The sequence below is a fragment of the Jidongwangia harbinensis genome, assembly GCF_020216025.1.
GTDB lineage: Bacteria > Actinomycetota > Actinomycetes > Mycobacteriales > Micromonosporaceae > Actinoplanes > Actinoplanes harbinensis.
Genome location: NZ_JAIWNC010000008.1, coordinates 134,257 through 159,109, shown reverse-complemented (window position 1 = coordinate 159,109; position 24,853 = coordinate 134,257). Strand labels below are relative to the sequence as shown.

The window sequence follows — 24,853 nt, the reverse complement described above, 5'->3', positions numbered from 1 at the left end:
TCGGGGAACAGTTCGGTCGCGGGCGGAGCCGAACGGGTCCGCGCCGGTTGTGCCTCGGTTGCGACCTCGAAGAGCTAAGTCGATGCGGAGGAGAGCCGAACTACCCGCTGTCGGGAACCGCTGCACCGCTACCCAGCAAGGAGAGCGAGATGACCACCACGCTGAGCCAGCCAGAGATCACCTTCGTGGACGCGCTGACCGAGCGCTGCGACAGCTGCGGCGCCGCGGCCAAGCTCGAGGTCACCCTGGCGAGCGGCGGTGTGCTGGCATTCTGCGGTCACCACGCCCAGCGCCACGCGAGTGAACTGGCCAAGGTTGCCACCCGTTTCACCGCCGAGGACGGCTTCGACTGGACCGCCAAGGTTCCCGCAGTGTGACCTCTTGACCGCATCTGCCGCGTTATGATCGTTCTCTCGCTTATAGGCGGATAAGCCCGCTTCAGAGGGGACGGCGGTGCAGATCGCGGCGCACGACGCAGGAAAGCTGTCGCGGGCCGCCGCCGGAGGCGCCGGACTCGCGGTGGCCGCGTTCGGCGCGCTCACCCTGGCCACCTCGACCACGCCGGTGTCGCCGGCCGCGCTCGTCGCGGACCCGGCGCCCGCCCTGCTCCCGGCCGGCCTCGCCCTGTTCCTGTCGGTGCTGCCGGCGCCGCCCGGTCCACTCCGCCACACCGGGTACGCGCTCGCCGGCCTCACCGCCGCGCTGGGCGCCGTGCTGACGGTCCGCCACCCCGCCGCCGGGGTCGCCACGGCGCTGGCCGGCCTCGCTCTCACGCTCGTCGACGTCCGCGTCGGCCACCGGGCCGATGCCGCGCTGCGGTTCCGGGTCGCCGACCCGCTGGTCGCCGGCGCCGCCGTCATCGCCCTGGTCGCCCTGGTACCCCGCATGTTCGCGCCCGCGTTCCCGAGCGGCCGGGCCCCGGACGGCGTGATGTCGCCGTACCTGGCCGCCGCCCTGCTCACGCTCTCCATCGGCACGGTCCTGGCCCGTCCCGAGGCCGGCCCGCTCCGCACGTCCGCGGCGGCCGGGCCGGGCACCACGATCCGCCGGTCACTGCCCCTGGCGGTGGCCGTCCCGGTTCTCGCCGCCCTGGTCAGCGCGCTCGCCGTGCGTACCGGAATGGGCCGGCCGGTGGCCGCCATCAGCACCGGAGCCATTCTCGCCGGGCTGGCCGTCCTGGCCCTGGTCGGTTACCTGGTCCGCTCGCTGGAACGCGCCGACCGCCGGCAGCGGGCCCTGCTGGCGGAGCTGCACGACCGGCAGGAGTTCGCGGAGACGCTGCTGCAGTCGATGAACGAGGCGGTCATGGTGCTGGACGCCAACCATCGGGTGATCGACGTGAACCGGCGCTGGCAGGAACTCGCCGGCCGGCCGGGCACCGATCCGCGGGGGTCGCGCCCCGACCCGTTGCCGCCCACCGGCACCGGCGACTGGCTGGTGCACCGGGCGGACGGCACCGAGGTGCCGGTGCTGGCCACCATGGCCGCGGTGCCCGACGCGCACGGCGCACCCCGCGCGTACGTGGCCACCTACGTCGACATCGCCGACCGCAAGCGCGCCGAGGAGGAACTCAGCGAGCACGCCACCGAACTGCAGCGCAGCAACGAGCAGCTCCGGGAGGCGAACACCCGGCTGGAAAAGGCACTGGCGTTCAAGAACGACCTGACCTCCATGCTGACCCACGACGTGGCCCAGCCGATCAGTTCGATCGCCAGCCTGGCCGAGCTGCTCGCCGCGGACTGGTCCGACCTGCCGGACGACGTCCGCCACGAGCTGGCCACGAAGATCAACCGGAACACCCACCGGCTGATCAAGATGATGAACGACCTGCAGCTGCTGTTCCGCCTGGACACCGGATCGGTCACCGCGCGGCGCACGCCGGTGCCGCTGCTCGAGGTGCTGCGGAACGTGGCCGAAGGCGCGGCGGACCCGGAGGTCCGGATCAGCGTCGAGGAGAACCTCTCCGCGCTCGCCGACCGCGGTCACCTCACCGCGGTGGTGCAGAACCTGCTGGCCAACGCGATCGCGTACGGGCAGACGCCGGTGGAGATCCGGGCCTGCCGGGACGCCGACACGGTGGTGCTGGAGGTGCGGGACCACGGACCCGGCATCCCGGACGAACTACTGCCCCGGCTGTTCGACCGGTTCATGCGGGGCTCCGGGCTCGGCCTCTTCATCGTCCGCCACCTGGTGGAGGCGAACGGCGGCTCGGTGCACTATGCGCACGCCGAGCCGCACGGCGCCCGGTTGATCGTCACACTCGAGTCGGCATCGCTTCCGGCCTGACGTCGGACCCGGTGCCCGCGTCCGACGGGGTGCGCTGCTGCGGCACCACGTGCGGCCCGGCCGGCTGTTCCGCCAGAGCCGTGGCGAGTTCGCCCTGGAACCGGCGGGTCAGCTGCCAGAGCCGGCCGACCAGCGCCGCCTCGAACGCCAGCAGCAGCACGCCCGCCACGATGGAGGTCCAGAACACGAACCCGATCAGCGGCCCGATGATGAACACCGTCATCTCGAACTCGATGCCGCTGAACAGGTGGGTGCGGATGCGGCGGCGCAGCAGCCAGTTCCGCATCCGGATGTACGGCGAGTGGTTGCGGTCGTCGGCGGCGGCCGGCTCGTGCTCGCCCTCGTCCGTCACCGACGTCGTCTCGACCGGCGCCACCTGCTCCTGGCCCCGGGCCTCGTTCAGCTGCCGGGTCATCGACCGCTTGATCTTGGCCATCTGCGACGAGTTCAGGTAGCGGAACAGGTCCAGCGAGATGACCGCGGTGGCCAGCCAGAGGAACTTGACCTCGCCGGTCCGCGCGTACTGGCCGCCCATCAGCGCGACCGTGCACACGATCACCCGGATGCGGTCGAAGATGAAGTCGAACCAGGCACCGAACATCGAGCCGGAGTCGTTCAGCCGGGCGATCTTGCCGTCCATGCAGTCGACCACGAAGCTGAGGTGGAACAACGCCGCGCCGGCCACCAGCCACCACCGGTCCTGCAGGGCGAAGCAGGCGGCGGCCCCCATCCCGAAGACGAAGGCGATGAAGGACAGCATGTTCGGGGTGATCCACCGATACGGCGCGACCAGCCTGACCAGCCGCGCCGCAAAGGGATCAACGAGTAACACTGTCCACCACGCGTCACGGGACTTGTAGGTCCGCTCGCGAATCTCCCGGAGTTCTAAGCGTTGCACGGTGTTAACTTGGTGGTTGGCTCGCGTTTCCGCAAGCTCGATGCCGGGTTTTTACGCGATTGTCATCATCGCAAGATCGCACTCAGTAGTCGTGCGCACTACCCCGGTCTTCCTCGTGGATCATCGCATCCCCACGGTCCTCGGTCCGCTGGGCGTGCGCGCCCATCGGGGCCGAGCCGCTCTGCGCCCCGGTCCCGCCGACGATCCGGCGGCCCGGCGCGAGCACGTCGTCGAGGTCGGTGGCACTGTCGATGCCCGGCGCGGTGGTGATGTCCACCCGGGTGCCCATGGCCGCGTCGTCCGTCGGGCCCCGGCCCGGGCCCCATCCGGCACCCGGATGCGGCGCGTCGGCCCGGCGCTTGATCCGGGCCGCCACGGTGGCCGGGGACACCGGGCCGGTCCGCGTCGCGGTGGTGCCCGGCACCGCGTCCGGCCGCTTCAGCCGCTTCGGGCCGGCGCCGGTCAGCGGGCCCATGACACCACTCTCCACCAGACCCTTGAACGTGGTCAGGTCGTCGGCGAGCCGCCGGTGCAACGCGTCCGCGCTGTGCCGGCCGCCGGGGAGCAGGAACGCGGCGTCCGCCTCCAACTGCGCGACGACCTGGGTCCGCGTCTCGCCCATCGGGCGGAGCGTGATGGTCTCGGCGAGGAGCGGGCCGTCCGTGGTCGACCAGGACACCCGCTGGTCCAGAGTGCGCTCGATGATCTGGGCGTCGAACTCGCGACGCTCGCCGTCGAGGTCCATCACCCAGTGCGTCCGGTCCTCCCCGATCGGCGTCACCTGCCGCACGCCGGACATGAAACGAGGGTAGTTCTCGAACGTGGCGAGCTGCTCGTACACCGTGTGCAGCGGCGCGCCCACCTCGATGGCCTGCTGAACCATACTCATCGCATCTCTCCCATGCTGCCGGCTCTCTCGGGCCTTGCATCACAGAGAGTACGTACGCGAATGCGCTCCGCGTTTGGTTTTACCTCAGACCCGGCGCACGTACTGCCACCGGCCCACCACGTCGGCGTACCGGGCGTCACTCGCGGCCATCAGCGGCACACCGGACTCGCGGAGATCCGTGACCACCCGCACCGACGGGCTGCGCCACGCCTCGCTGATCTCCACCGCGGTGCCCGTCGTCCAGCACGCGTCGATCAGCGCGCCGAGCAGCTCCGACGTCACCGCCGAGTCGTCCAGGCCCACCTCGGCGAGCAGGCCGAGCGGGCGGGCGAGCTGGGTGGGTGCGTACCGGGCGGCCCGGTCGAGGCCGTTCACCGTCACCTCGATCAGGATCTCGGCCACCTGCTCCGGGGTCAGCCGGCCGTCGGCAAGCAGCCCGCGCACGTCGCGCGGGGACAGCGTGGTGGAGCCGTACGGCAGCCGGGACACCGCCACCGACAGCGCCTCGAGGTCACCCAGGTCCGCGGGCAGGGCGAGCCACCCGTCCGGGCGGACCACCTCCACCTCGGCGGCGATCCGCAGCGTGAGTTCGGTACGACGGCTGGCCCGCCGGATCGCATCCGCGTACGCGGGCAGCCAGGCGGTGTCCGGGCCGGCCTGGTCGGCGAAGGTCAGCGCGGTCAGTCCGGCCCGGTCGGCGGACGACACGATCACCCCGACGCTGTCCCGGCCGGCCGCGAAGCCGGTGTGCACATGCGCGTCCACCGTCAGGTCGAGCGCGTGACCGGCGCCCGGGGCACCGACCTGCATGACTGATTCCCGCTCTGCGCCCACGATTGCTCCCTGGCCCGCCGCACCGACGAGTTCATCTCGTCCTGGCACCAAGAGTCGGACGCCGGTGTAGTGAACCGAGGTTTGCCGGAGGTGCAGTCCGGGTGCGCACGATAACGCCTGATCGCCGCACCCGGCCGGGATTGGCGAATCGGCATCCGGGCGCCGCTCCGCGCGGAAACCATGTCCCCTGCATGCCGGCCACCGGAGTAGGGGTCCTTGTCACTTGCTGCCGGGCGTCAGCTCCCTGTCCCCGGGGGTCCGGTGCAACCGGCCTGCACTTGCCAGGCACCGTGCCTGGCAGCCCCTGCTCGGCAGCCTGTCCCTGAGCGCGCGACCGCGTGCCGGGAAGGAACTCGATGAAGCGCCGACATCCGCGCCGCACCGCCCTCACCGTGCTCGCCGCCGCGAGCCTCCTCAGCAGTCTCGTCTCGTTCGGCACCGCTCCCGCAGCCGCCGCGGAGGCGACCGGAAAGGTCGCCGGCACCGGCACGGCGCGCACCGGTGGCACCCCCCTCAACATGCGGCAGAGCCCCTCCTCGACCGCCCGCAAAGTCGGCGAGGTGGCCAACGGCGGCAAGGTCTGGATCATGTGCCAGGTCGTCGCGGAACACGTCAACGGCACGGTCCGCGCCACCCGCGTGTGGAACCGGCTCGCCAACAACACCTGGGTCTCGGACGCCTACGTCCAGCGCGCCTACTACCGGATCCCGGTCTGTTCGGCCGCGCGGCCGCCCACGGCGGGCGCCTGGACCCTCCCGCTGAGCGCCGGACTGGTCAGCGGCTACCGGACGATCAACCGTCCCACGCACGACGGCGTCGACCTGGGCGCGGCCCGCTACACCCCGATCCGCGCGGTCGCCGCCGGCCGGGTGATCCGGGTGGTCTGCAACATCTCCCGGGGCAGCTGCGACGTGGACGGCAACCGCGCCCTCAGCGGCTGCGGCTGGTACGCCGAGATCCAGCACGCCGGCAACGTGGTGACCCGCTACTGCCACATGGCCCGGCGCCCGGCGGTCGCCGTCGGCCAGCTGGTCCGCAAGGGCCAGTTCATCGGGTACGTCGGTTCGTCCGGCTCGTCGTCCGGTCCGCACCTGCACTTCGAGGTGCACGTCAACGCGCCCCCGGCCACCCGCGCCAACGCGGTGAACCCGGTCTGGTTCCTGCGCGCCCGCGGCATCCGGCTCGGCTGAGCGCGCACACCGACACGGGAACGGGCCGGGGTGATCGTCACCCCGGCCCGTTCCGCTGCGCTCCCGCTATTCCGGGTCCGCCGGCGGCCGCAACATCTTGGCCAGCGCCTGCACCGCGTCCTCGGTCGGCGAGGCCGCCTCCCGGTTCACCGCCTGCAGTTCCTTCCAGACCTCTTCGCGGTGCACCTGCACGTCCCGCGGGGCCTGGATGCCGAGGCGGATGACGTCCCCGCGGGCTTCGAGCACGGTGATGACCACATCGTCACCGATCATCACGCTCTCGCCGGCCCGCCTGGTCAACACGAGCATCGTCGGGGCCCTCCTCCATCCGTGGACGAGACAGCATGGCGAAAGGCGCGGCCGCGTGCTCCGCGACCGCGCCTGCGCACTGTCTCAGTAGGACCGGTTCATGACGGCGCGGATCGGCATGCCGCTGCCGGTCAGGACGACCTGCATGGCGCGCCGGCTGTCCCGGTCGACGACGATCGGGGCGAGCAGGTTGGCCGTGGTCTCGTTGACGCCCGCGGTGATCACGACGAGCAGCAGCAGCCGGTCCGGGTCCTTGGTGTTCAGGGCGGCCAGGACGTCGTTCTCGATCTCCGGCGCGTAGTCCGGGAAGAACGGCTCCGGCGGCGCGACCAGGAACCGGAGATTGGGGTCGTCGACCGACGTGAACGCGTAGAGCAGACCTTCGTCGTGCAGGCGGACCAGCACGAATTCCCGGTGCGCCGGGAAACCGGGCATGGGGACGGCCATGTCGATGGTGGGCAGGCCCAGCGACGGGTCGGTCATGATGTCCCCCATCGGTCGGGACGCGGAACGTGTAGTCATGGTCACCTCAGGAAATCGATGAGCGAGGGCTGAATCACCTTGGCCGACGCGGCCAGGGCGGCCTGGTACGAAGTCTGCTGGAGCTGCATTTCCATGATGGTCTTCGGCAGATCGATGTCCTCGATATCCGACAGCTGCGACGTCACGGACAACAACCGGTCCTGTGCGGACTCCTTCGCCTGCGTAATCCGATTGTATCGAGCCCCGACATCGGAAACTGCCGTTCGCAGAACATTGCTCGCGGTATCCAATTTGCTCAGGCCGTCGGAGAGAGCGGCGGTGTCGCCGGCGCGCAATCCGTCCGCGATCGTCTGCAGCACGGTGAACACCTCGGTGTCGCCGGTGCCGAATGCGGCCGGACCGGTGGTGTCCACCCGAACCTTGGTGCCGGACGCGACGGTCCGCATCGTCTGCCCGTCGTTGCCGAGGTAGGCGCCGGTCGTCGAGTCGTACGCCGCCGGGCCGGCCGTGGTCCCGCCGAACACCGGCCGGTCCAGGAATCTGGTGTTGGCGTACGCGATCAGTGAGTCCCGGATCTGCTCCACCTCGGTGGCCAGCGCCGCATTCGAGTGCGCGCTACCGGTGGCGGTGTTCAGACCCTGCACGGTGAGGTCCCGGGCCCGGTTCATCAGCGTCGAGGAACTGTTCAACGCGCTTTCCACCGTGGTCAGCCAGCCCAGGCCGTCGTTGGCGTTTCGGACGTACTGTTCGTTCGCCCGCGACTCGGTGCGCAATTGCAGGGCGGAGACCGTCCCGGTCGGTGAGTCCGACGGCCGGTTGATCTGCTTGCCACTGGACAGCTGGTCGTGAATCTTCTCGCTGCGCGCGATGTTGCGCTGCAGATTCGCCAGCACCCGGTTGTGAATGCTGCTCTCGGTGACCCGGCCACTGATAGCCATTGTTTACCCCTTACCTTCCGACCAGGCCGGTGCGATTGATGAGTTGGTCGAGCATCGAGTCGATGGTGGTCAGGACCCGGGATGCCGCCTCGTACCCACGTTGGTAGGTCAGCAGGTTGGTCATCTCCTCGTCGAGGTTGACGCCGGACTGCGACTCGCGGGCCGCGTCCACCTGTTCGGTGACGTTCGCCTGGATCTCGGCGCGGCGCGTGGTGGCCTGCGCCGTGACGCCGAGCTGGCCGATCATGGCTTGGTATTCGCGGTCCGGGCCGGCGCTCTTGTCGCCGAGGTCGGCGAGCGCGTCGGCGACGGAGTTGTCCAGTGCGCCGGTCGTACCGGAGACGGCCACCTGGTCCGGATTGGTGATCGCCACCTTGATGGTGCCGGCCGTGGTGCCGGTGAAGAAGTCCAGCCCGGTGCTGCCGTCGGCGCTGTACCCGGTCTGGTGCAACGCGTTCACGCTGTCGGCCAGGTTCCGGGCGACCGAGTCCAGGGCGTCGGAGATGGCCGGGATGATGGCCGTCATCGTGTCCACCATCCCGCCGATCGTGCCGCCGGCCTGCACCGCGGTCTTGGTGTCGGCCCAGCGCAACGTCATCGGGTCGGACGGCTGGTCGAGGAGTCGGGCTGCGCCGGACACCTCCAGCTTGCGCGTGGTGAACTCGCTGACCAGTGTGGAGTTGCCGACGAACACGTCCATCGCGCCGTTCTTGCGCAGCGAGGCGGTGGCGCCGGTGAGTTCGGACAGCTTCATCACCTGGCCGTCGCGCCGGTCCTCCAGCTCGTTCACGGTGAGCCCGTTCGCCTTCGCCTTCACGATGCTGTCGTTCAGCTGGGCGATCGAGTCGGCGGCGGTGTTCACCTCGGTGACGTACGCGGACAGCGACGTGCGGTTGTCGGACCACTGCCCGGACAGCGCGGCGCTGGCGCTGTTGAGCTGGTCCGCGACCGTCCAGCTCTGCTGCAGCAGGGTGGACCGGGTGGCGGTCAGCTGCGGGTTGTTCGCCACGTCGTTCCAGCTGCCCCACATCTCCCGGAGCTGCGCGGCCAGCGCGGTGTCGCTCGGTTCGGCGAAGACGTCCTCGATGGACGTGTACGCGGCGCTCTGGGTGGCCAGCTGGGTGCTCTTGCCGTGTTCGGCGCGACCCCGGTTCTCCAGGAACTCGTCGCGGACCCGCTGCACCTCGTTGAGGCTGACTCCGGTGCCGAGACCGTCCGTCTTCGCGTACATGCCCGGCGACAGGGAACCGACCTCGGACCGCATGTCGACGCGCTGCCGGGTATAGCCCTCGGTGTTCGCGTTCGCGATGTTCTGACCGGTGACGTCGAGGGCGCGGCGTTGTGCGTACAGCGAGGTGAGCGCCGTGTTGATGCCGCCGAAGCTGCTTCCCATCAGATCGCCTCATCCACCAGGCTCGGACGGCGCACGCCGCCGGAGACGGTTTTGCCCTGCCGGCCATACGTTTCCACGGTTCCGGCGAACGCGAGCATGGTTTCGCGAGCTGCGCGCTGACCGGCGGTGAGCAGATCCCGGTTCGCCTCGGCCATGGAGGTGATCTCCGCGGTCAGGGCCAGGAACGCCTTGCGGTGCTGATGCAGCAGTTCCGACCACGGCGCCGGGGCCGCGTCGGCCAGTTCGCCCAGCGACGCCTCCGCGGACAGCCCCAGCTCCAGCGCCACCGCCTGGGCGTAGGCCGCCCGGGCCACCTCGGTCTGCCGGATCTGGTCGAGGACCACCTCCACCTCCCGGGTGGCGTGCGCGAGCCAGCGCGACCGGTTGGCGGCGAGCAGCAACTGCTCCTCCTCGAGCTTGAACAGCAGCAGCTCCAGCAGTTCGCGCGAGCGCCACAGGACGCTGGACAGGTCGGTCAGGCTCACCGGCAAACTCCGTCTCCGCTCGGAGGCGTTCCCTCCGCTCTTCAGACACGTCGGCACGGACCCGGCGCCCCTGAGGGATCAAGTCGTTTCCGGTTGCGGATCGGTGTGCGAGGAGATTTCCGCATTTTCCGGATGGGTGCGAACAACTTTCAGATACTCCTCAAGACGGGCAGTAGCCGGTCGAACACTCATGGCGTACGCCAACGGCTCACGGATGGGCCGGCACGGGACCCCACTCAAGGAGGAAATTCAAATGGGTCTTCGCATCAACCAGAACATCGCTGCCCAGAACGCCTACCGCAGCCTCTCGGTCTCCGACAACCAGATGTCGAAGTCGCTGGAGAAGCTGTCCTCGGGCTTCCGGATCAACCGGGCCGCGGACGACGCCGCCGGCCTGGCCATCAGCGAGGGCCTGCGCAGCCAGGTCGGTGGCCTGAAGGTCGCCGTCCGCAACGCGCAGGACGGTGTTTCGGTGGTTCAGACCGCCGAGGGCGCGCTGAACGAGGTGCACTCGGTCCTGCAGCGCATGCGTGACCTCGCCGTCCAGGCGGGTAACGACTCGAACAACGACGAGGCGCGTGCCAACATCGCCACCGAGGTCTCCAGCCTCCGTGACGAGCTGTCCCGGATCGGCAACTCGACCAACTTCAACGGCACCAAGCTGCTCGACGGCTCGGCTTCCGCTCTGACCTTCCAGGTCGGCGCGGACGGCGACGCGAACAGCCGGATCGCGGTCGACCTGAGCTCGGCCAACGTCACGGACATCGCGTCCAAGCTCGGCGGCGACGCGGCCACGTTCGACATCATCACCCCGACCGCGGTCGACGGTGCGATGACGTTCGGTGTCGCCGGTGACGCCACCAACGACGTCACGGTCACGCTCGGCGCGGCCGGCACCTACAAGACCGTCGGTGACGTTGCCGAGGCGCTCAACCAGAACACCGCGTTCGCCGAGAAGTTCAGTGCCTCGGTGAACAAGGACAACCAGCTGGTGGTCTCGTCGAAGATCGGCACCAACGCGGACGTGCAGGGTGGCACCGGTGCCGGCGCCGGCATGGCGGTGGGTACCGGCGTGAGCACCGCCGCCAGCAACACCAACGGTCTGTCGTTCGCCAGTGCGGCCACCGCTCAGGCGGCCATCGACACGATCGACGCCCAGATCGGCACGGTGTCCACCGCCCGGGCGAAGCTCGGTGCGTACCAGAACCGGTTCGAGCACACCATCAACAACGCCAACGTCGCGGTCGAGAACCTGTCCGCGTCGGAGAGCCGGATCCGGGACACCGACATGGCGCAGGAGATGATGTCCTTCACCCGGTCGCAGATCCTCACCCAGGCCGGCACCTCGATGCTGTCGCAGGCGAACCAGTCCGCGCAGAACGTGCTGTCCCTGCTCCGCTGATCCCGGTGAACCGCTCAGGTCACCTGCTCTGACAACCGAATAGACGGGCGGTCGGCGACATCGCCGGCCGCCCGTTCCGTTTCCCGCCCGACACGGAGGATCCGCCCGATGGCCAGTATCGACGGCCTCGTCACCGGCATGAGCACGACGGACACGATCAACCAGCTCATGAAGATCGAGGCAGCCCCGCAGACGGCGCTGAAGAACAAGATCACGACCGCCAACAAGGTGGTCACCGCCTACCAGAGCGTGAACAGCCGGTTGTCCAGCATGGTGTCCGCCGCGAACGCGCTCGGCAAGCCGGAGACCTGGGACGCCATGAAGGCGACCGCGACCAGTGACGCGGCGGTGGTGTCGGCCAAGGCCGGTACGTCCGCCGGCTCGATGAGCTTCCTCGTGGAGCGGCTCGCCACCACCCAGGTCATGACGTTCAAGACCGCACCGGTCAGCTCCGCCACCGCCGACCCGATCGTCGCTCCCGACCCGGTCACCGGCGAATACCTCGTCAAGCTCGTCGACCCCAGCCGGATCAACGACCCGGACGGCGGCCTCGTCCAGACGCTCACCGCGGCGGACGGTTCGCTGAAGTCGGTGGTCGCCGCGATCAACGCGGAGAGCGGCCTGCCGTACACCGCCGCGGCCGTGCAGATCAACACGGGCGAGTACACGCTGCAGCTCACCGCCAAGGCCAGCGGGTCCGCGGCCGCCACCAACATGGGCGTGGCCGGCCTGCCGGACGGGCTCTCCCTCGGCTCCCCGTCGGTCACCGTGGCGGGCGGCAACGCCCAGCTCAAGGTCGGCACCGACGACTTCTACGTGATCGAGTCGGCCACCAACACCTTCGCCGACGTGATGCCGGGCGTGACGGTCACCGCCGCCAAGAAGCAGGCGCCCGGCGACACCCCGGTCACCATCTCGATCGCCGCCGACACCGAGGGCATCGCCGCGAAGGTGCAGGCGCTGGTCGACAACGCCAACGTGGTGCTCAACGAGATCGCGTCGCAGAGCAAGGCGAAGACCGGCGAACTCGCCGCCGGTCCGCTGGTCGGCGACAGCACGATCCGCAAGCTCACCCAGGACATCCTCGGCGCGGTCTCGTCCGGCGCACCGAAGCTCGGCCTGAACGAGACCATGGCCAGCTTCAAGGACGTCGGCATCAAGATCGACGAAACCGGACGGCTCGAGTTCAAGAAGGAGACCTTCGTCGAGCTCTACACCAAGGACCCGGCGAAGGCCGAGAAGTTCTTCGCGGGCTACACCGACCAGACCAAGCCGGACGCCGCGAACATTCCCCGAGGCACCGAGGGCAAGTTCGAACCCGGGTTCGACATCGCCGACGGCCTGGCCCGCAAGCTGGAGACGATCGGCCTGATCGCCACCAAGGGCGTGGCGGATCCGCGTCAGCCCAACCTGCAGCCGCAGGGCACCCTCAAGTCGCTGATGGACCGCCGGAACGACGCCATCCGCGGCCTCAACGATCAGGTCAGCCAGTGGGACCTGCGACTGGAGAACCGGCGCGCGGCGCTGCAGACGCAGTTCTCCGGCCTCGAGGTGGCCCTCGGCAAGATGCAGCAACAGTCGTCGTGGTTGGCGAGTCAGCTCGCCGGCCTCGCCTGAGCGAGAGCGGACTTATGATCAATTCTTCTCCGGCCATGCGCGAGCGCTACCTCGCCGACTCGGTGGCCACCGCGTCACCGGCCAAGCTCCTGATGCTGCTCTACGACCGGCTCATCGTCGACCTCAACCGGGGCGAGCAGGCGCTGCTCGCCGGCGACCGGGCCGGGGCCAACAACCACCTCAAGCACGCCCAGGACATCGTCACCGAACTGCTCGTCTCGCTGGACCAGGACGCCTGGGAGGGTGCGCCGGGGCTCGCCTCGCTCTACACGTTCGTCGGGACCGAGCTGGTGAACGCGAACATCAAGGGTGACGCGGCCAAGGTGGAGAGCGTGCGCGCGCTGATGGAGCCGCTCCGCGACACCTGGCGTGAGGCGGCGATGGCCGTCGCCGCGGCGGAGAGCTGACCGCATGACGGCCGGCGCGGAAGCGCGGCACGGCCCGGCAGGCAGGCCGGAAGGAGGGCACGCGGTGGCGGACGACTGGCGAACCGCATGGGTCCACGCCCTCGACGAACTGGAAGCGGACGTCGAGGCCGTCGAACAGATGATCCGGGACGAACGTCGCAGCCGGGACCTGCCGGCCGCCACACCCTGGCAACCGCCACCCGGGCTCGGGCCGCTCCCGCTGGACCTGCGCCCGCGCGCCGACAGCATCCTGACCCGCCAGCTCGAAGCCGCCCGGGCCGCCGCCCTGGCGATCACCGCGAACCGGCGGCAGACCGCCTTCGCGGCCAAGGTCGAGGTCGGTACGCCCGGCAAGGCCGTTCCCACGTACCTCGACTACAAACTCTGACCCACCCGCACCGACCGCAACGACCCGGGACCAGGGACGGTCCCGGGTTTTCGCGTGCAACCACGCAGCAACCATTTGACGCTCAGCGGATTCCGGAGCAGGCCGAATCGGAGGGTACGAGCACGGATCGCTCACCGAAACGAACGCCACGGACCGGCGACCACAGCGTCAATTCGGAAGGAATGCTGCCGTGTTCGATGACGTGTCGACGTCCTCGCTCAAGGTTTCCGTAGCCGGCCTGTCCGCTCGCCAGACTGCCATCGCGGACAACATCGCGAACATCGAGACCCCCGGCTACCGGGCCCGTAAGGTCAAGTTCGAGGAGGCGTTGCACAACGCCGTGGCGGACGGCCGCGCCCCGTCGCAGGTCGCCCCGACCGTGCAGGACTCGCTGGAGCCCACCCGGCTGAACGGCAACAACGTCAACCTCGACTCCGAGACGCTGTCGCACCTCGACACCACGATGCGCTACCAGCTCACGCTTCGCGCTCTGGACGGCAAGTACGGCCTCATCCGCGAAGCGATCAAGGGGGCCTGAGCCAGATGAGCACCTTCAACGCGATCGGCGTGGCCGGCACCGGCGTCACCGTCTACCGCAAGTGGCTGGACGCGGTCTCGGACAACATCGCCAACATCGACAACGTGTCCCGTACCTCGGAGAACGCCTTCCAGGCCCGGTACGTCATCGCCCAGGAGGCGCAGGACGGCAACGGCGCCCAGGTCGGCGGCATCGCGTACGGCAGCGCCGAGGGCCGGCTGGCCTACGAGCCGGACAACCCGCTGGCCGACACCGAGGGCTACGTCCGCCGCCCGGACATCGACCTGGGCAGCCAGATGACCCAGATGATGATGGCCCAGCGCGCCTACCAGGCCAACCTCGCGGTCGTCGACCGGGCCCGCGACTCGTACACCGCCGCCATCAACCTCGGGAAGTGAGCTGAACCATGACCTCTCCGATCAGCGCGATCAGCGGCCTCTCCGGCGTCGGCGGCCTCTCCGGCGTGGCCGGCATCGACGGCCTGCCCGGCGTCTCCGGCACCGGCGCGACCGGCGCGATCAGCGGCCCGAACACCGACTTCGCCGGGCTGCTCTCGCAGAGCCTGGAGGGCGTGCAGGCGGCCCAGTCCAAGGCTTCCGACCTGGCCGTGCAGGTGGCCGACGGCACGCTCGCCGACCCGGCGCAGTACACGATGGCCTCCACCGAGGCGGCGCTCGGACTTCAGTTGACCATGGCGATCCGGAACAAGGCCGTCGAGGCCTTCCAGGAGATCATGAGGATGCAGGCCTGACATGACCGACCGACTCCCCGCGCCCGTACGCAAGGTCGGCGACACCTTCAAGTCCTTCACCCCGGGACAGAAGGCTGTCACGATCGTCGCCGTCCTGGCCCTGGCCATCGGCGGCTACTTCTTCGCCACCTGGGCTGCCAAGCCGTCGTACGCCCCGCTGTTCAGCAACCTGTCGAGCAAGGACGCGAGTGCCATCGTCGAGTCGCTGCAGGGCGCCGGCACGCCGTACGAGCTGTCCAACGGCGGCCAGACCATCCTGGTGCCGCAGGACCAGGTCTACGACCTGCGGCTGCAGCTGAGCGGCGAGGGCCTGCCGGGCGAGTCGGACACCGGATACGCCCTGCTGGACCAGCAGGGCATCACCACCAGCGACTTCATGCAGCACACCAACTACCAGCGGGCGCTGGAAGGCGAACTGGCCAGCACCATCAAGTCCATCGACGGCGTCGAGGCGGCGACCGTACACCTGGTCATCCCGCAGAAGGACGTCTTCGCCGACGACCAGAACAAGACCACCGCCTCGGTGCTGGTGCAGTCCAAGTCGAGCCAGCCGCTGGCCGGCGAGCAGGTCCAGGCGATCGTGCACCTGGTCGCGTCCAGCGTCGAGGGCCTGGACCCGACGCAGGTCACGGTGGCCGGCGCGGACGGCCGGATCCTCTCCTCCGGCGGCGGCGCGCCCGTCGCCACCGGTGGCAACTCGGGTGGCGAGTCGGAGACCGTGGCGTTCCAGAACCGGCTGAACGCGTCCCTGCAGAACATGCTGGACAGCGTCGTCGGCCCCGGGAACTCCGTGGTCACCACGACCGCCGAGCTGGACTTCGACCAGACCGAGACGACCACCAAGACGTACACCGCGGACCCGTCGCTGCCCGCGCTGTCCGAGAAGATCAGGCGCGAGGCGTACAACGGCAACGGCAACGGCCAGGGCGGCGTGCTCGGCCCGGACAACGTCCAGGTGCCGAACGGCGCGAACGGCACCGGCCAGTACGAGCAGACCGACACCACCCGCAACAACGCGATCAACGAGACCCTTGAGGCCCGCCGCAGCGCGCCGGGCAGCGTCAAGCGGCTCAACGCGGCCGTGATGCTGAACAGCACGGTCGCCGGCACCATCGACCCGGCCCAGATCCAGCAGCTGATCAGCGTGGCCGCCGGCATCGACCCGGCCCGCGGCGACGCGGTCGCGGTCGCGGCCATGCCGTTCGACACCAGCGCCGCCACCGCCGCCCAGGCCGCGCTGGCCCAGTCCGCCGCCGCCGAGGTCGCCGCCAAGCAGGAGTCCCTGATCAAGACCGCCGGCATGGTGCTGGTCGTGCTGATCCTGATCTTCCTGGCCTGGCGGGCCAGCCGGCGCGCCAAGAAGCGCAAGGCGCTCACCCCGGCCGAGCTGGCCCACCTGGAGCGGATGCAGGCCGCCCTGGAACAGCAGCGGCTCGCCGAGCTGAACGCGATGATCCCGTCGCCCGCGATCGAGGCCGCCCCGCAGTACGACGCGGCACGCGACGAGCGGCAGCGCGAGATCGAGCAGATGGTCGAGGACCAGCCGGAGGAGATGGCCTCCCTGCTGCGCGGCTGGCTCGCGGCCGGTCGCTGACCGGCCCACCCGTCCCCCCAGAACCAGCCCCCGAGGAGAGTTGCATTGACCACCACACCGGCGCTCACCACGACGTCGATGACGGGCCTGCGCAAGGCCGCGATCCTGCTGGTACGGATGGGCAAGGAGCACTCCACCCGGGTGCTGGCGACGCTCTCGGAGGCCGAGGTCGAGGAACTGTCCGCGGAGATCGCGCGGCTCGGCAAACTGGAACCCGACGTCGTCGGCGACGTGATCGACGAGTTCTACGCCCTGGCCACCACCAAGCACGCCGGCGTGGGCGGCATGCAGTACGCCCGCGAGCTGCTGGAGGCGTCGCTGGGCACGGAACGCGCGCAACTGATCCTGGACCGGCTTCAGGCGTCGATGAACGACATGCCGTTCAACTTCCTCAGCCACGCCGACCCGCGGCAGCTGCTCTCGTACGTGCAGCACGAACATCCGCAGACCATCGCGCTGGTGCTGGCCCACGTACCCTCCGCTCTGGCCTCGTCGATCCTCTCCGGCCTGGCGCCCGAGGTGCAGTCCGACGTGGCGCACCGGATCGCGGTCATGGACCGCACCTCGCCGGAGGTGATCCGGCAGGTCGAGGTGGCGTTGCAGCGCAAGCTCTCCACCGTGCTGCAGCCGGACGAGCTGTCCACCGTCGGCGGCATCGAACCGCTGGTCGACATCATCAACCGGGCCGACCGCACCACCGAGCGGCTGATCCTGGAGGCCCTCGAGGCCCGCAACCCGGAGATCGCCGAGGAGATCCGGCGCCGGATGTTCATGTTCGAGGACATCGTCAACCTCGACGACCGGTCGGTGCAGCTGGTGCTGCGCCAGGTGGAGCCGTCCGACCTGGCCACCGCGCTGAAGGGGGTCAGCGAGGCGGTCCGCGACAAGGTCACCGGCAACCTGTCCGAACGCGGCCGGGAGAACCTGCTCGAGGAGATCGACCTGCTCGGCCCGGTCAAGGTCCGGATGGTCGAGGAGTCCCAGCAGAAGATCGTGTCGGTGATCCGCTCGCTCGAGGATTCGGGACAGATCGAGATCCAGCGCGGTGAGGCCGATGAACTCATCGTCTGACGACCGCAACCCGGTGCTCCGTGGCAACGTGGCGGAGTCCGCCACCGCGGCCCGGTTCGGCGTCGACCTGCGCCGGGGCGTACCGAGTGACAGCGCGCCGGTGGAGCGGGCCAAGCAGGAGGCGCGCACGGCCGGCTACGCCGAGGGCTGGGCGCAGGGCCAGCGGGCCGCGGCGCTGGAGGCCCAGATCAACGCGGAGCGGGCGCACGCCGCCGAACAGGCGCACGAACAGCGCCGCGCGGCCGCGCTGGCCCAGGCGGTGAACGCGCTCGGCCGCGCCGTGACCAACCTGGAGGCGCAGCTGATGCCCACCCTGCACGAGTTGCAGGAGGTGGTGCTGACGCACGCGTTCGAGCTGGCCGAGGCGATCGTCGGGCGGGCCGTCGACGATCCGGAGGGACGCGGATCGGACGCCCTGCGCCGTGCCATGGCCGCCGCACCCGACCAGGGCGACATCGCGGTCAGCTTGCACCCCGACGATTGTCGGCATCTGGTCGGCACGGCAACCGACACGGACTACAACTACGGGGGACGGCTGGTGCACCTGCGGCCCGACCCGGCGTTGCGACCCGGCGACGCGGTGGCCGAGACCGGCACCACGACCGTCGACGCCTCCATCGCGGCGGCGGTGCAGCGAGCCCGGGAGGCCCTACGGCTGTGACGACCGACCTGTTCCGCGCCCGCCTCGACGCCGCGCTCGGCGCCGCCCGGCCGCTCGCCCGCGGCAAGGTCACCGGCGCGGTGGGTCTGCGGGTCACGGTGAGCGGGCTGGAAGCACGGGTCGGCGAGCTGCTGCAGATCGGCGACGGCCCGGACGCGGTGCTCGCCGAGGTCGCGGCGCTGGACGGCGACCGGCTCTCCTGTCTTCCGCTGGGACCGATCGCCGGCCTCGGCGGCGGAAGCCCGGTGGTGAGCACCGGTGGGCCGCTGCGCATCACGGTCGGGCCGGAACTGCGCGGACGCATCCTGGACGGGCTGGGCCGCCCGATGGACGGCGGCCCGCCGGTACGCGGTGAGCTGGTCGGCATCGACGCCGCGCCGCCGTCCGCGCTGGAACGCCAACTGGTCGACGCGCCGATGCCGTTGGGCGTACGGACGCTGGACACGCTGGTGCCGTGCGGCCGCGGCCAGCGCATCGGCATCTTCGCCGGCTCCGGCGTCGGCAAATCCACGCTGATGTCGATGATCACCCGGGGCACATCGGCCGAACTGAACGTCATCGCCCTGGTCGGCGAGCGCGGCCGGGAGGTGCGCGAGTTCATCGAACACGACCTGGGCCCGGAAGGTCTGGCCCGCTCGGTGGTGGTGATCGCCACCTCGGACACCCCGCCGCTGGTCCGCCTGCGTGCCGGTGCGGTGGCCACCCGGGTCGCCGAGTACTTCCGCGACGAGGGCGCCGACGTACTCCTGATGATGGACAGCGTCACCCGCGCCGCGATGGCCCAGCGGGAGGTCGGGCTGTCGGTGGGCGAACCGCCCGCGACCCGCGGCTATCCGCCGTCGGTCTTCGCGATGCTGGCGTCGCTGCTGGAACGCGCCGGGCCGGGCGCACGGGGCAGCATCACCGGCCTCTACACGGTGCTGGTCGAGGGCGACGACCACAACGAGCCGATCGCCGACGCCGCCCGGTCGATCCTGGACGGGCACATCGTGCTGGACCGCAAGCTGGCCACCGCCGGCCACTTCCCGAGCATCCAGGCGCTCGACTCCATCTCCCGGGTCGCCAACAAGATCACCACCCCGCAGCAGAAGGCGGACGCGGCGGAACTACGCCGGCTGATGGCCGCCCACCGGGAGGTGCGCGAGCTGGTCGAGATCGGCGCGTACGTGCCGGGAACGAACCCGGACGCCGACCGCGCCACCGCGATCTGGCCGCAGATCACCGCGTTCCTCCGGCAGGGCCTGGACGAGCAGGTGACGCCGGAGCAGGCCTGGGGCGCGCTGCGGGCGCTGATCGCCGCCGCCTGACCGGGTGCAGCTTGGGTGCAAGCGCTCAGCGCCCGGCGGCGCGGGTCGAACCGGAACATGAGGGCCGGTGGGCCCGCTCGAGGAGGTCCCGTGAATCGCCTGTTCCGGCTCGGTCCCGTGCTGCGCGCCCGCAAGGCCCAGGAGGATGCCGCCCGCGGTGCGGTCATCCAGTCACGTGCCGAGATCCGCGACGCCCAGGCGCTGGTCAAGCGGCGCTCCCTGGAACTGACCGGCGCGGACGCGCCGACCGAGGGCACCGCCCGCGCGATGGTGGCCTCGCTGGTGGCCCGGCAGTCGCTCGCCGCCAGCCTGTCCGGGGCGCACCGCATGGTCACCGCGGCCGAGGAGATCAGCCGGGAGAAGACCGCCGAACTGGCCGATGCCGCCAAGCGACGCCGGGCCGTCGAGATGATGGCGGAACGGCACGCCGAGACGGTACGCCGGCACGACCTCACCGTGGACCAGAACAACCTGGACGAGCTCGCCGTCACCGCGAAGGCCCGCAACGCCGCCCGGGGCCTGGACGGGCAGACCGAGGAACGCGCCAGCCCGCTGCGCACCGGCGCCGGCCGGGTCACCGACCGGAACGCCGTACCCGGCACCGCCGCCGACCGGGAGGCGGCCGGCCGCGACACCGCGCTGACCGCACACGCCGCCCGCCACGCCGGCGCGCCCCTCGTCCCGGCCGCCGAGGCGATCCTGACCCGCCGGGCCGACCTGCGGCTGGACCACCGCGCCGAGCCGACCGAAACCGATGACAGCAGCTACGACCGGAGCCGCGCATGATGGGTGTCACCGGGGTTCTCGCCCGCATCTCCGAACTGCAGACCCAGCTCGGTGTCGCCCCGGCGGCCACCACCGCCGGCACCCGGACCGCGTTCGCCTCGGCGCTGGCCGACGCGACCGGCGGCACCACGGCCCGGACCGGCGCCACCGGCGAGCAGGTGGTCGCGGCCGCGAAGAAGTACCTGGGCGTCAAATACGTCTTCGGCAGCACCGACCCGGCCCGCGGCCTGGACTGCTCGGCGCTGGTGCAGCGGGCGTACCGCGAACTCGGTGTCGATCTGCCCCGCACGTCGGCGGAACAGGCCCGCGCGGGCACCAGGGTGGACAGCCTCAAGGACGCCCGGCCCGGCGACATCCTGGCCTTCAACGCACCGGTCGACCACGTGGCGATCTACCTCGGCGACAACAAGATGATCGCCGCGCCGAAGCCCGGCGACCAGGTCAAAATCCAATCGGTGTACGAGACGCCCACGCACATCCGCCGGGTGGTCGGCACCGACAGCGCCGCCGCCGCGTTCCCCACCACCGCGGTACGCCCGGCGAGCCTGCAGACCTCCGGCGCCCTGCCCGGCGTCCCGTACGCCGACATGTTCCTCCGCGCCGGCGCCAAGTACGACGTCTCCCCGAAGTTGCTGGCCGCGGTCGCCAAGGTCGAGTCCGGCTACAACCCGAAGGCGGTGAGCCCGGCCGGCGCGCAGGGCCTCATGCAGCTCATGCCCGGCACCGCACGCGGGCTCGGGGTGAAGAATTCGTTCGACCCCGAGCAGGCCATCAACGGCGCCGCGAAGCTGCTGGCCAGCCACCTGAAGGAGTTCAAGTCGGTGCCGCTGGCGCTGGCCGCCTACAACGCCGGCGGCAGCGCGGTGCACCGGCACGGCGGCATCCCGCCGTTCGCCGAGACCCAGGCGTACGTGCCCAAGGTGCAGAAGGCGCTCGCCAAACTGGGCTGAGCGCCCGGCCGCCACCCCCTCCCCACCGCCCGGCCCGACTCGAACAGGAGAACCGCCGCATGTCGACGCCGAACTCCGTCACCGGCCCGGACCGCCGGCCGACGACCGACTCCGGCCGCCGGACCGCCGCCGGATCGCGGCACGGTGCGGAGGACTTCGGCACGGCGCTGTCCGCCGAGTTGGCACGGCCCGAGGCGGACCGCGACACCCGGCGGCCGGCCGGGGCTGCCGCAGACCGGGCCGCTGTCCCGGCGCGGACGGCTCAGGACCGGGCCGCTGTCCCGGCGCGGACGGCTCAGGACCGGGCCGCCGTCTCGGCGCGGACGGCTCAGGACCGGGCCGCCGTCTCGGCGCGGACGGCTCAGGACCGGATCGCTCGGGGACGGATCGCGCAGCCTCAGGTGGATCAGGCACGGACCGACCGGGCGGGAGCCCGGAGCGTGCGGGCCGACCGGCCCGGGGTCCGGGACGCAAAGACCGACCCGGGCGAGGTGCGGGCCGGCCGGGTCGGGGCTCGGGAAGCGCGGGCCGAGGCCTGGGATGCGCGAGTGGACCCGGCCAGGGTCCGAGATGCGCGAGTGGACCGGGCCGGGGTGCGGGACGCGCGCACCGACCGGACCGGCGCTCAGGACGGGCGGACCGGCCAAGGTCGGATCGACTCGGCGCGGACCGGACCGGAGGCGGCTCAGGACCGGATCGCCGACGAAGAGCCTTCCGATGCGGCTGTGGCGTCCGATGCGGCTGTGGCCTCCGCGGCGGCGGTGTCCGCGGCGGCGGCGACTCAGGCGGCAACCGTCGATGGGGCGGTGTCCGGCGACACCGGCAGCGCTCCGGTCGCCGGTCCGGCACCGGCCGGCATCGGTCAGATCGGCGCCACCCGGGCCACCGGCGTCGCCGGACCACCGCCGGTCGACGGCATGGCAGCGGCTACCCAGACCGGCCCGGCCGGGGCCGCGACGGAGAACCTTCCGGTGCCGGCCGGGACGTCGGCTCCGGCCGCCGCCCCCACCGCTCCGAACGCACCGGAGACTGTCTCGCGCACGGTCGCACCCGGCCCCGGCGTGCCCGGACCAGTGCCGGGCAGCGCATCCCTCGGAGCACTCCCGGGCACGCCAGCGCCCGGAGCAGTCACGGACCCGGCGGCCCCCGGAGCGGTCGCGGGCACGGCAACGCCCGGAGCACTCCCAGGCACCACAACGCCCGCAGCACTCCCAGGCACCACAACGCCCGCAGCACCCTCCGACACGACAGCGCCCGGGACACTCGTGGACACGGCAGCGCCCGGGACAATCGCGGACACGGCAACGCCCGGAGCAGTCTCCGGCACCGCCGGCGGCCCTGGAGGGGTCACGGGCACCACGGCAGGAACGGGCGCACCCGGGTCCGCCACGAGCACCGCTCCCGGATCCGGCGCTACCCCGGGCACCCACGCCAACCCGCTTGACGCAGCCCCGGCCACCTCAGTCAGCCCGAGCCCGAGCGGCAGCGGCAGCGACCCGGCCGAGGCCACACCGGCGGCGGTGCCGTCCTCGGCGGAACCCGGCACCGGCACACCGACTCAAGGCACACCGGCTGCGGCCGTCCCGACTCCAGGCACACCGACTCCGGCCGTCCCGACTCCAGCCACGACGGCCGTTCCCGGCACGCCGGCCACTACCGGATCGGTCACTCCGGCCACCACACCGACCGCTCCGGTCAAGGCCGACCCCACCGCCGCCCCCGCACCGGCCGGCGATCAACCGACCGTCACGGCACCCGGCCGACCCGCCGGTGAACAGCCGTCCGGCGAGCAGAGTCCGGACGGGCGGCCGGGCGCCGGCACTCCCGCGCCGATACAGGCCGAGTCCACACCGCCGCAGACACCGGCCGGCCTCACCGCCACCCCGCCGCCGACCCGGGTGGACGGTCCGGCCCCGGTCGCCCCGCCGCCGGCACCGAACGCCCCGCCGCCGGTACCCGGGCCACTCGCCGCCCAGGTGGCCATGCGCATCGCACCGCTGCGTCTGGACGCGGACGGCGTGCACCGCCTGACCGTCAACCTGCACCCGGCCGACCTCGGCCCGGTACAGGTGGTGGCGGAGATCCGGAACGGCACGATCAACGTGCAGCTGTCGGGCTCGACCGACGCCGGCACGGACGCACTCCGCAACGCCATGGACGAACTTCGGCGCGAGTTGGAACAGTCCGGCTTCGGGGACACCACACTGGACCTGCGGCAGGGCTCGAACCAGCAGGAGCAGCAGCGCGAGCAGGTCCGCCCGGCGTGGAACAACGACCGCGGCCGGTCCACTGTCACCGCCGCCCCGGAACCGGTCACGGTCCCGAACGTCCGTCCCACCGACCCCAGCAGCGACGGCCGCCTCGACATCCAGGCCTGAGCAGCGCCGAACGGGCAGTCATCCGCTGAGCCGCCGTACCGTGATCTCCGAGCACGGTACGAACGGGACGCCGGACGGCCCGGCCCGCCGCCAACGAACGCCACCACTGAACCACCCAGCACGAGCCCGCCTCGGTGGAACACCACGGTCGTTATCGGTCGCCCATAACAGCATCGGTGTACCACTGGAGCGCTCCAGTGGTACACCAACGTCGTTACGGGCGACCGATAACCACGCTGGTGTACCACCGAGGCGGGAAAGGGGAGCGCTTCCGGGGAGGGGTTCACGACGGGCGGCGTGGCGACGGCACGTAGGCCACGCTGGGTTCGGCGCGCAGGCGTACCGCAGCCCGCTGCACCGCCCGCTTCGCCGGTGCCAGCCGGTGTCGCGCCGCGGACCATCCGTACCGCAGGCGTCCGCTCCGGGCCGGCCGCCGCGCGCCGGACAGGTCGTACCCGCATTCTGCCAACCGGCTGCCCAGCGCGGCCTCGCAGAGCGCGATCTCGTCGGCGCTGAGCCGGCGCTCCCAGCTGCGGATCCGTTGCGTGGTCACCGGCGCGTGGGTACGCCGGTGCCAGGTCTTGAAGCCCGGCACCGCCACGTCCGCCACCGCGGCCGGCTCGGTCATCGCCGGGTCGTAGTCCTCGCCGAGGAACGCGCAGACCGCGGCCAGTTCGGTGGGCGGGTCGGCGACCAGGTCCTCGTACCGCAGCTGGTGCCACTGGGTGGCGTCGAGCCGGCGGGCGGCGCTACGGGCGTCGTCGACGGCGCGGGCCCAGGCGGCGATCGTGGCGTGCAGGCCCTGGGTGTGCCAGGACATCTCCTTTAGGGACGCGACGCAGTCACGCCCGTCGCGGACCACGTTGATGATCTGCGCGTCCGGGAACAGCCGCCGGACGACGTCGAGATTCTGCAGGTACGCCGGCCGTTTGTCGCCCCAGCGCGGCTTGTCGAAGCGTTCCGCGTACGCCGCGAAGACAGTGCCGAAGGCCGAGCCGAGTGTGCCGGGTCCCGCGGTGATGCGGGCGGCGACCCGGTCGGGGTCCAGGCCCAGGTCGGCGAACCGGTGCTCCGGGCGGTCCACGATCCAGCGGGCCAGGGCGTTGCGGCGGGCCGGGTCACGCAGGTCGCCGAACTCGCGCCGCCGCTGGTATCCGGTCAGGACGAACCGGGTCTCGGGTGGGATGGCGATCCGCGGGTGGGCGTGCAGCATCAGCTGGAGCATGGTGGTGCCGGAGCGGGCGCAGCCGGCCACGATGATCGGACGGTCGCCAGCCATGATCACCTCCGGTGCGCAT

The 24,853-nt window shown here is 71.2% G+C and carries 27 protein-coding genes; 17 read left to right on the top strand and 10 right to left on the bottom strand.

What is annotated here, in order from left to right; genetic code table 11:
- Positions 1 to 149 precede the first annotated feature (149 nt).
- Complete coding sequence (locus tag LDL48_RS12785; protein WP_225255293.1) at positions 150 to 377, top strand: DUF7455 domain-containing protein; 228 nt, start codon at positions 150 to 152, stop codon at positions 375 to 377.
- 76 nt (positions 378 to 453) lie between these two features.
- Positions 454 to 2,286 carry a sensor histidine kinase gene (locus tag LDL48_RS12780; RefSeq protein WP_225255292.1) on the top strand — a complete coding sequence of 611 codons (1,833 nt, stop codon included), beginning with the start codon at positions 454 to 456 and terminating at the stop codon, positions 2,284 to 2,286.
- Here the strand turns inward: LDL48_RS12780 and LDL48_RS12775 are convergent.
- From LDL48_RS12775 to LDL48_RS12765, 3 genes are all read right to left on the bottom strand, one after another.
- Positions 2,255 to 3,184, bottom strand: a complete 930-nt coding sequence (locus LDL48_RS12775; protein WP_308016454.1) for a CDP-alcohol phosphatidyltransferase family protein — start codon at positions 3,182 to 3,184, stop codon at positions 2,255 to 2,257. The genes LDL48_RS12780 and LDL48_RS12775 overlap by 32 nt on opposite strands.
- A gap of 82 nt (positions 3,185 to 3,266) precedes the next feature.
- The gene (locus tag LDL48_RS12770) at positions 3,267 to 4,073 is read right to left on the bottom strand and encodes an SRPBCC family protein (RefSeq protein WP_225255290.1); all 807 of its coding nucleotides are present in this window, start codon (positions 4,071 to 4,073) and stop codon (positions 3,267 to 3,269) included.
- A gap of 84 nt (positions 4,074 to 4,157) precedes the next feature.
- Positions 4,158 to 4,907: a hydrolase gene (locus LDL48_RS12765; RefSeq protein WP_225255289.1), complete on the bottom strand. Its 750-nt coding sequence runs from the start codon at positions 4,905 to 4,907 to the stop codon at positions 4,158 to 4,160.
- A gap of 356 nt (positions 4,908 to 5,263) precedes the next feature.
- On the opposite strand from LDL48_RS12765, the gene LDL48_RS12760 reads away from it, so the two are divergent.
- On the top strand, positions 5,264 to 6,097 hold the full coding sequence (locus tag LDL48_RS12760; protein WP_225255288.1) for a M23 family metallopeptidase: 834 nt from the start codon (positions 5,264 to 5,266) through the stop codon (positions 6,095 to 6,097).
- 66 nt (positions 6,098 to 6,163) lie between these two features.
- Here the strand turns inward: LDL48_RS12760 and csrA are convergent, their stop codons facing one another.
- From csrA to flgN, 5 genes are all read right to left on the bottom strand, one after another.
- A complete protein-coding gene (gene csrA, locus LDL48_RS12755) occupies positions 6,164 to 6,406 on the bottom strand; it encodes a carbon storage regulator CsrA (RefSeq protein WP_255628050.1) in 243 nt (80 codons plus the stop codon).
- Positions 6,407 to 6,490: 84 nt separating this feature from the next.
- Positions 6,491 to 6,889 (bottom strand): flagellar assembly protein FliW, encoded by a 399-nt coding sequence (fliW, locus tag LDL48_RS12750; RefSeq protein ID WP_225255287.1) that lies wholly within the window; start codon positions 6,887 to 6,889, stop codon positions 6,491 to 6,493.
- A gap of 41 nt (positions 6,890 to 6,930) precedes the next feature.
- A complete protein-coding gene (gene flgL / locus LDL48_RS12745; RefSeq protein ID WP_225255286.1) occupies positions 6,931 to 7,827 on the bottom strand; it encodes a flagellar hook-associated protein FlgL in 897 nt (298 codons plus the stop codon).
- 10 nt (positions 7,828 to 7,837) lie between these two features.
- Positions 7,838 to 9,220: a flagellar hook-associated protein FlgK gene (gene flgK / locus LDL48_RS12740; RefSeq protein WP_225255285.1), complete on the bottom strand. Its 1,383-nt coding sequence runs from the start codon at positions 9,218 to 9,220 to the stop codon at positions 7,838 to 7,840.
- Positions 9,220 to 9,705: a flagellar export chaperone FlgN gene (flgN, locus tag LDL48_RS12735; protein WP_225255284.1), complete on the bottom strand. Its 486-nt coding sequence runs from the start codon at positions 9,703 to 9,705 to the stop codon at positions 9,220 to 9,222. The genes flgK and flgN overlap by 1 nt, the downstream gene beginning before the upstream one ends.
- 253 nt (positions 9,706 to 9,958) lie before the next feature.
- On the opposite strand from flgN, the gene LDL48_RS12730 reads away from it, so the two are divergent.
- The 13 genes from LDL48_RS12730 to LDL48_RS12670 all read left to right on the top strand — a co-directional run bounded on the left by LDL48_RS12730 (position 9,959) and on the right by LDL48_RS12670 (position 21,177).
- Positions 9,959 to 11,107 carry a flagellin N-terminal helical domain-containing protein gene (locus LDL48_RS12730; RefSeq protein WP_225255283.1) on the top strand — a complete coding sequence of 383 codons (1,149 nt, stop codon included), beginning with the start codon at positions 9,959 to 9,961 and terminating at the stop codon, positions 11,105 to 11,107.
- 108 nt (positions 11,108 to 11,215) lie between these two features.
- Entirely contained in the window at positions 11,216 to 12,724 is a 1,509-nt protein-coding gene (gene fliD / locus LDL48_RS12725; protein ID WP_225255282.1) for a flagellar filament capping protein FliD, read from the top strand.
- Positions 12,725 to 12,759: 35 nt separating this feature from the next.
- On the top strand, positions 12,760 to 13,131 hold the full coding sequence (fliS, locus tag LDL48_RS12720) for a flagellar export chaperone FliS (protein ID WP_225255281.1): 372 nt from the start codon (positions 12,760 to 12,762) through the stop codon (positions 13,129 to 13,131).
- A gap of 64 nt (positions 13,132 to 13,195) precedes the next feature.
- Positions 13,196 to 13,519, top strand: coding sequence for a hypothetical protein (locus LDL48_RS12715; RefSeq protein WP_225255280.1), 324 nt, complete (start codon positions 13,196 to 13,198; stop codon positions 13,517 to 13,519).
- A gap of 190 nt (positions 13,520 to 13,709) precedes the next feature.
- A complete protein-coding gene (locus LDL48_RS12710) occupies positions 13,710 to 14,057 on the top strand; it encodes a flagellar basal body rod protein FlgB (RefSeq protein ID WP_225255279.1) in 348 nt (115 codons plus the stop codon).
- Between the two features lie 5 nt (positions 14,058 to 14,062).
- Positions 14,063 to 14,455, top strand: a complete 393-nt coding sequence (locus LDL48_RS12705) for a flagellar basal body rod protein FlgC (RefSeq protein WP_225255278.1) — start codon at positions 14,063 to 14,065, stop codon at positions 14,453 to 14,455.
- A gap of 8 nt (positions 14,456 to 14,463) precedes the next feature.
- Positions 14,464 to 14,808, top strand: a complete 345-nt coding sequence (gene fliE / locus LDL48_RS12700) for a flagellar hook-basal body complex protein FliE (RefSeq protein ID WP_225255277.1) — start codon at positions 14,464 to 14,466, stop codon at positions 14,806 to 14,808.
- A 1-nt stretch (position 14,809) separates the two neighbouring features.
- A complete protein-coding gene (gene fliF, locus LDL48_RS12695; RefSeq protein WP_225255276.1) occupies positions 14,810 to 16,402 on the top strand; it encodes a flagellar basal-body MS-ring/collar protein FliF in 1,593 nt (530 codons plus the stop codon).
- Between the two features lie 45 nt (positions 16,403 to 16,447).
- Positions 16,448 to 17,473 carry a flagellar motor switch protein FliG gene (gene fliG, locus LDL48_RS12690; protein WP_225255275.1) on the top strand — a complete coding sequence of 342 codons (1,026 nt, stop codon included), beginning with the start codon at positions 16,448 to 16,450 and terminating at the stop codon, positions 17,471 to 17,473.
- Positions 17,457 to 18,134: a FliH/SctL family protein gene (locus LDL48_RS12685; RefSeq protein WP_225255274.1), complete on the top strand. Its 678-nt coding sequence runs from the start codon at positions 17,457 to 17,459 to the stop codon at positions 18,132 to 18,134. The genes fliG and LDL48_RS12685 overlap by 17 nt, the downstream gene beginning before the upstream one ends.
- A complete protein-coding gene (locus tag LDL48_RS12680; protein WP_225255273.1) occupies positions 18,131 to 19,441 on the top strand; it encodes a FliI/YscN family ATPase in 1,311 nt (436 codons plus the stop codon). Before LDL48_RS12685 ends, LDL48_RS12680 begins: the two co-directional genes overlap by 4 nt.
- Positions 19,442 to 19,531: 90 nt before the next feature.
- Positions 19,532 to 20,227: a flagellar export protein FliJ gene (locus LDL48_RS12675; protein ID WP_225255272.1), complete on the top strand. Its 696-nt coding sequence runs from the start codon at positions 19,532 to 19,534 to the stop codon at positions 20,225 to 20,227.
- On the top strand, positions 20,224 to 21,177 hold the full coding sequence (locus LDL48_RS12670; protein ID WP_225255271.1) for a transglycosylase SLT domain-containing protein: 954 nt from the start codon (positions 20,224 to 20,226) through the stop codon (positions 21,175 to 21,177). The genes LDL48_RS12675 and LDL48_RS12670 overlap by 4 nt, the downstream gene beginning before the upstream one ends.
- An 862-nt stretch (positions 21,178 to 22,039) precedes the next feature.
- On the opposite strand, the gene LDL48_RS12665 is transcribed toward LDL48_RS12670, so the two are convergent.
- A complete protein-coding gene (locus tag LDL48_RS12665) occupies positions 22,040 to 22,219 on the bottom strand; it encodes a hypothetical protein (protein WP_225255270.1) in 180 nt (59 codons plus the stop codon).
- Positions 22,220 to 22,697: 478 nt separating this feature from the next.
- On the opposite strand from LDL48_RS12665, the gene LDL48_RS44475 reads away from it, so the two are divergent.
- Complete coding sequence (locus LDL48_RS44475; protein ID WP_308016453.1) at positions 22,698 to 23,555, top strand: flagellar hook-length control protein FliK; 858 nt, start codon at positions 22,698 to 22,700, stop codon at positions 23,553 to 23,555.
- Between the two features lie 283 nt (positions 23,556 to 23,838).
- Here LDL48_RS44475 and LDL48_RS12655 read toward each other — a convergent pair whose 3' ends face one another.
- Positions 23,839 to 24,834, bottom strand: a complete 996-nt coding sequence (locus LDL48_RS12655; protein ID WP_225255268.1) for a sulfotransferase family protein — start codon at positions 24,832 to 24,834, stop codon at positions 23,839 to 23,841.
- Positions 24,835 to 24,853: the final 19 nt, after the last annotated feature.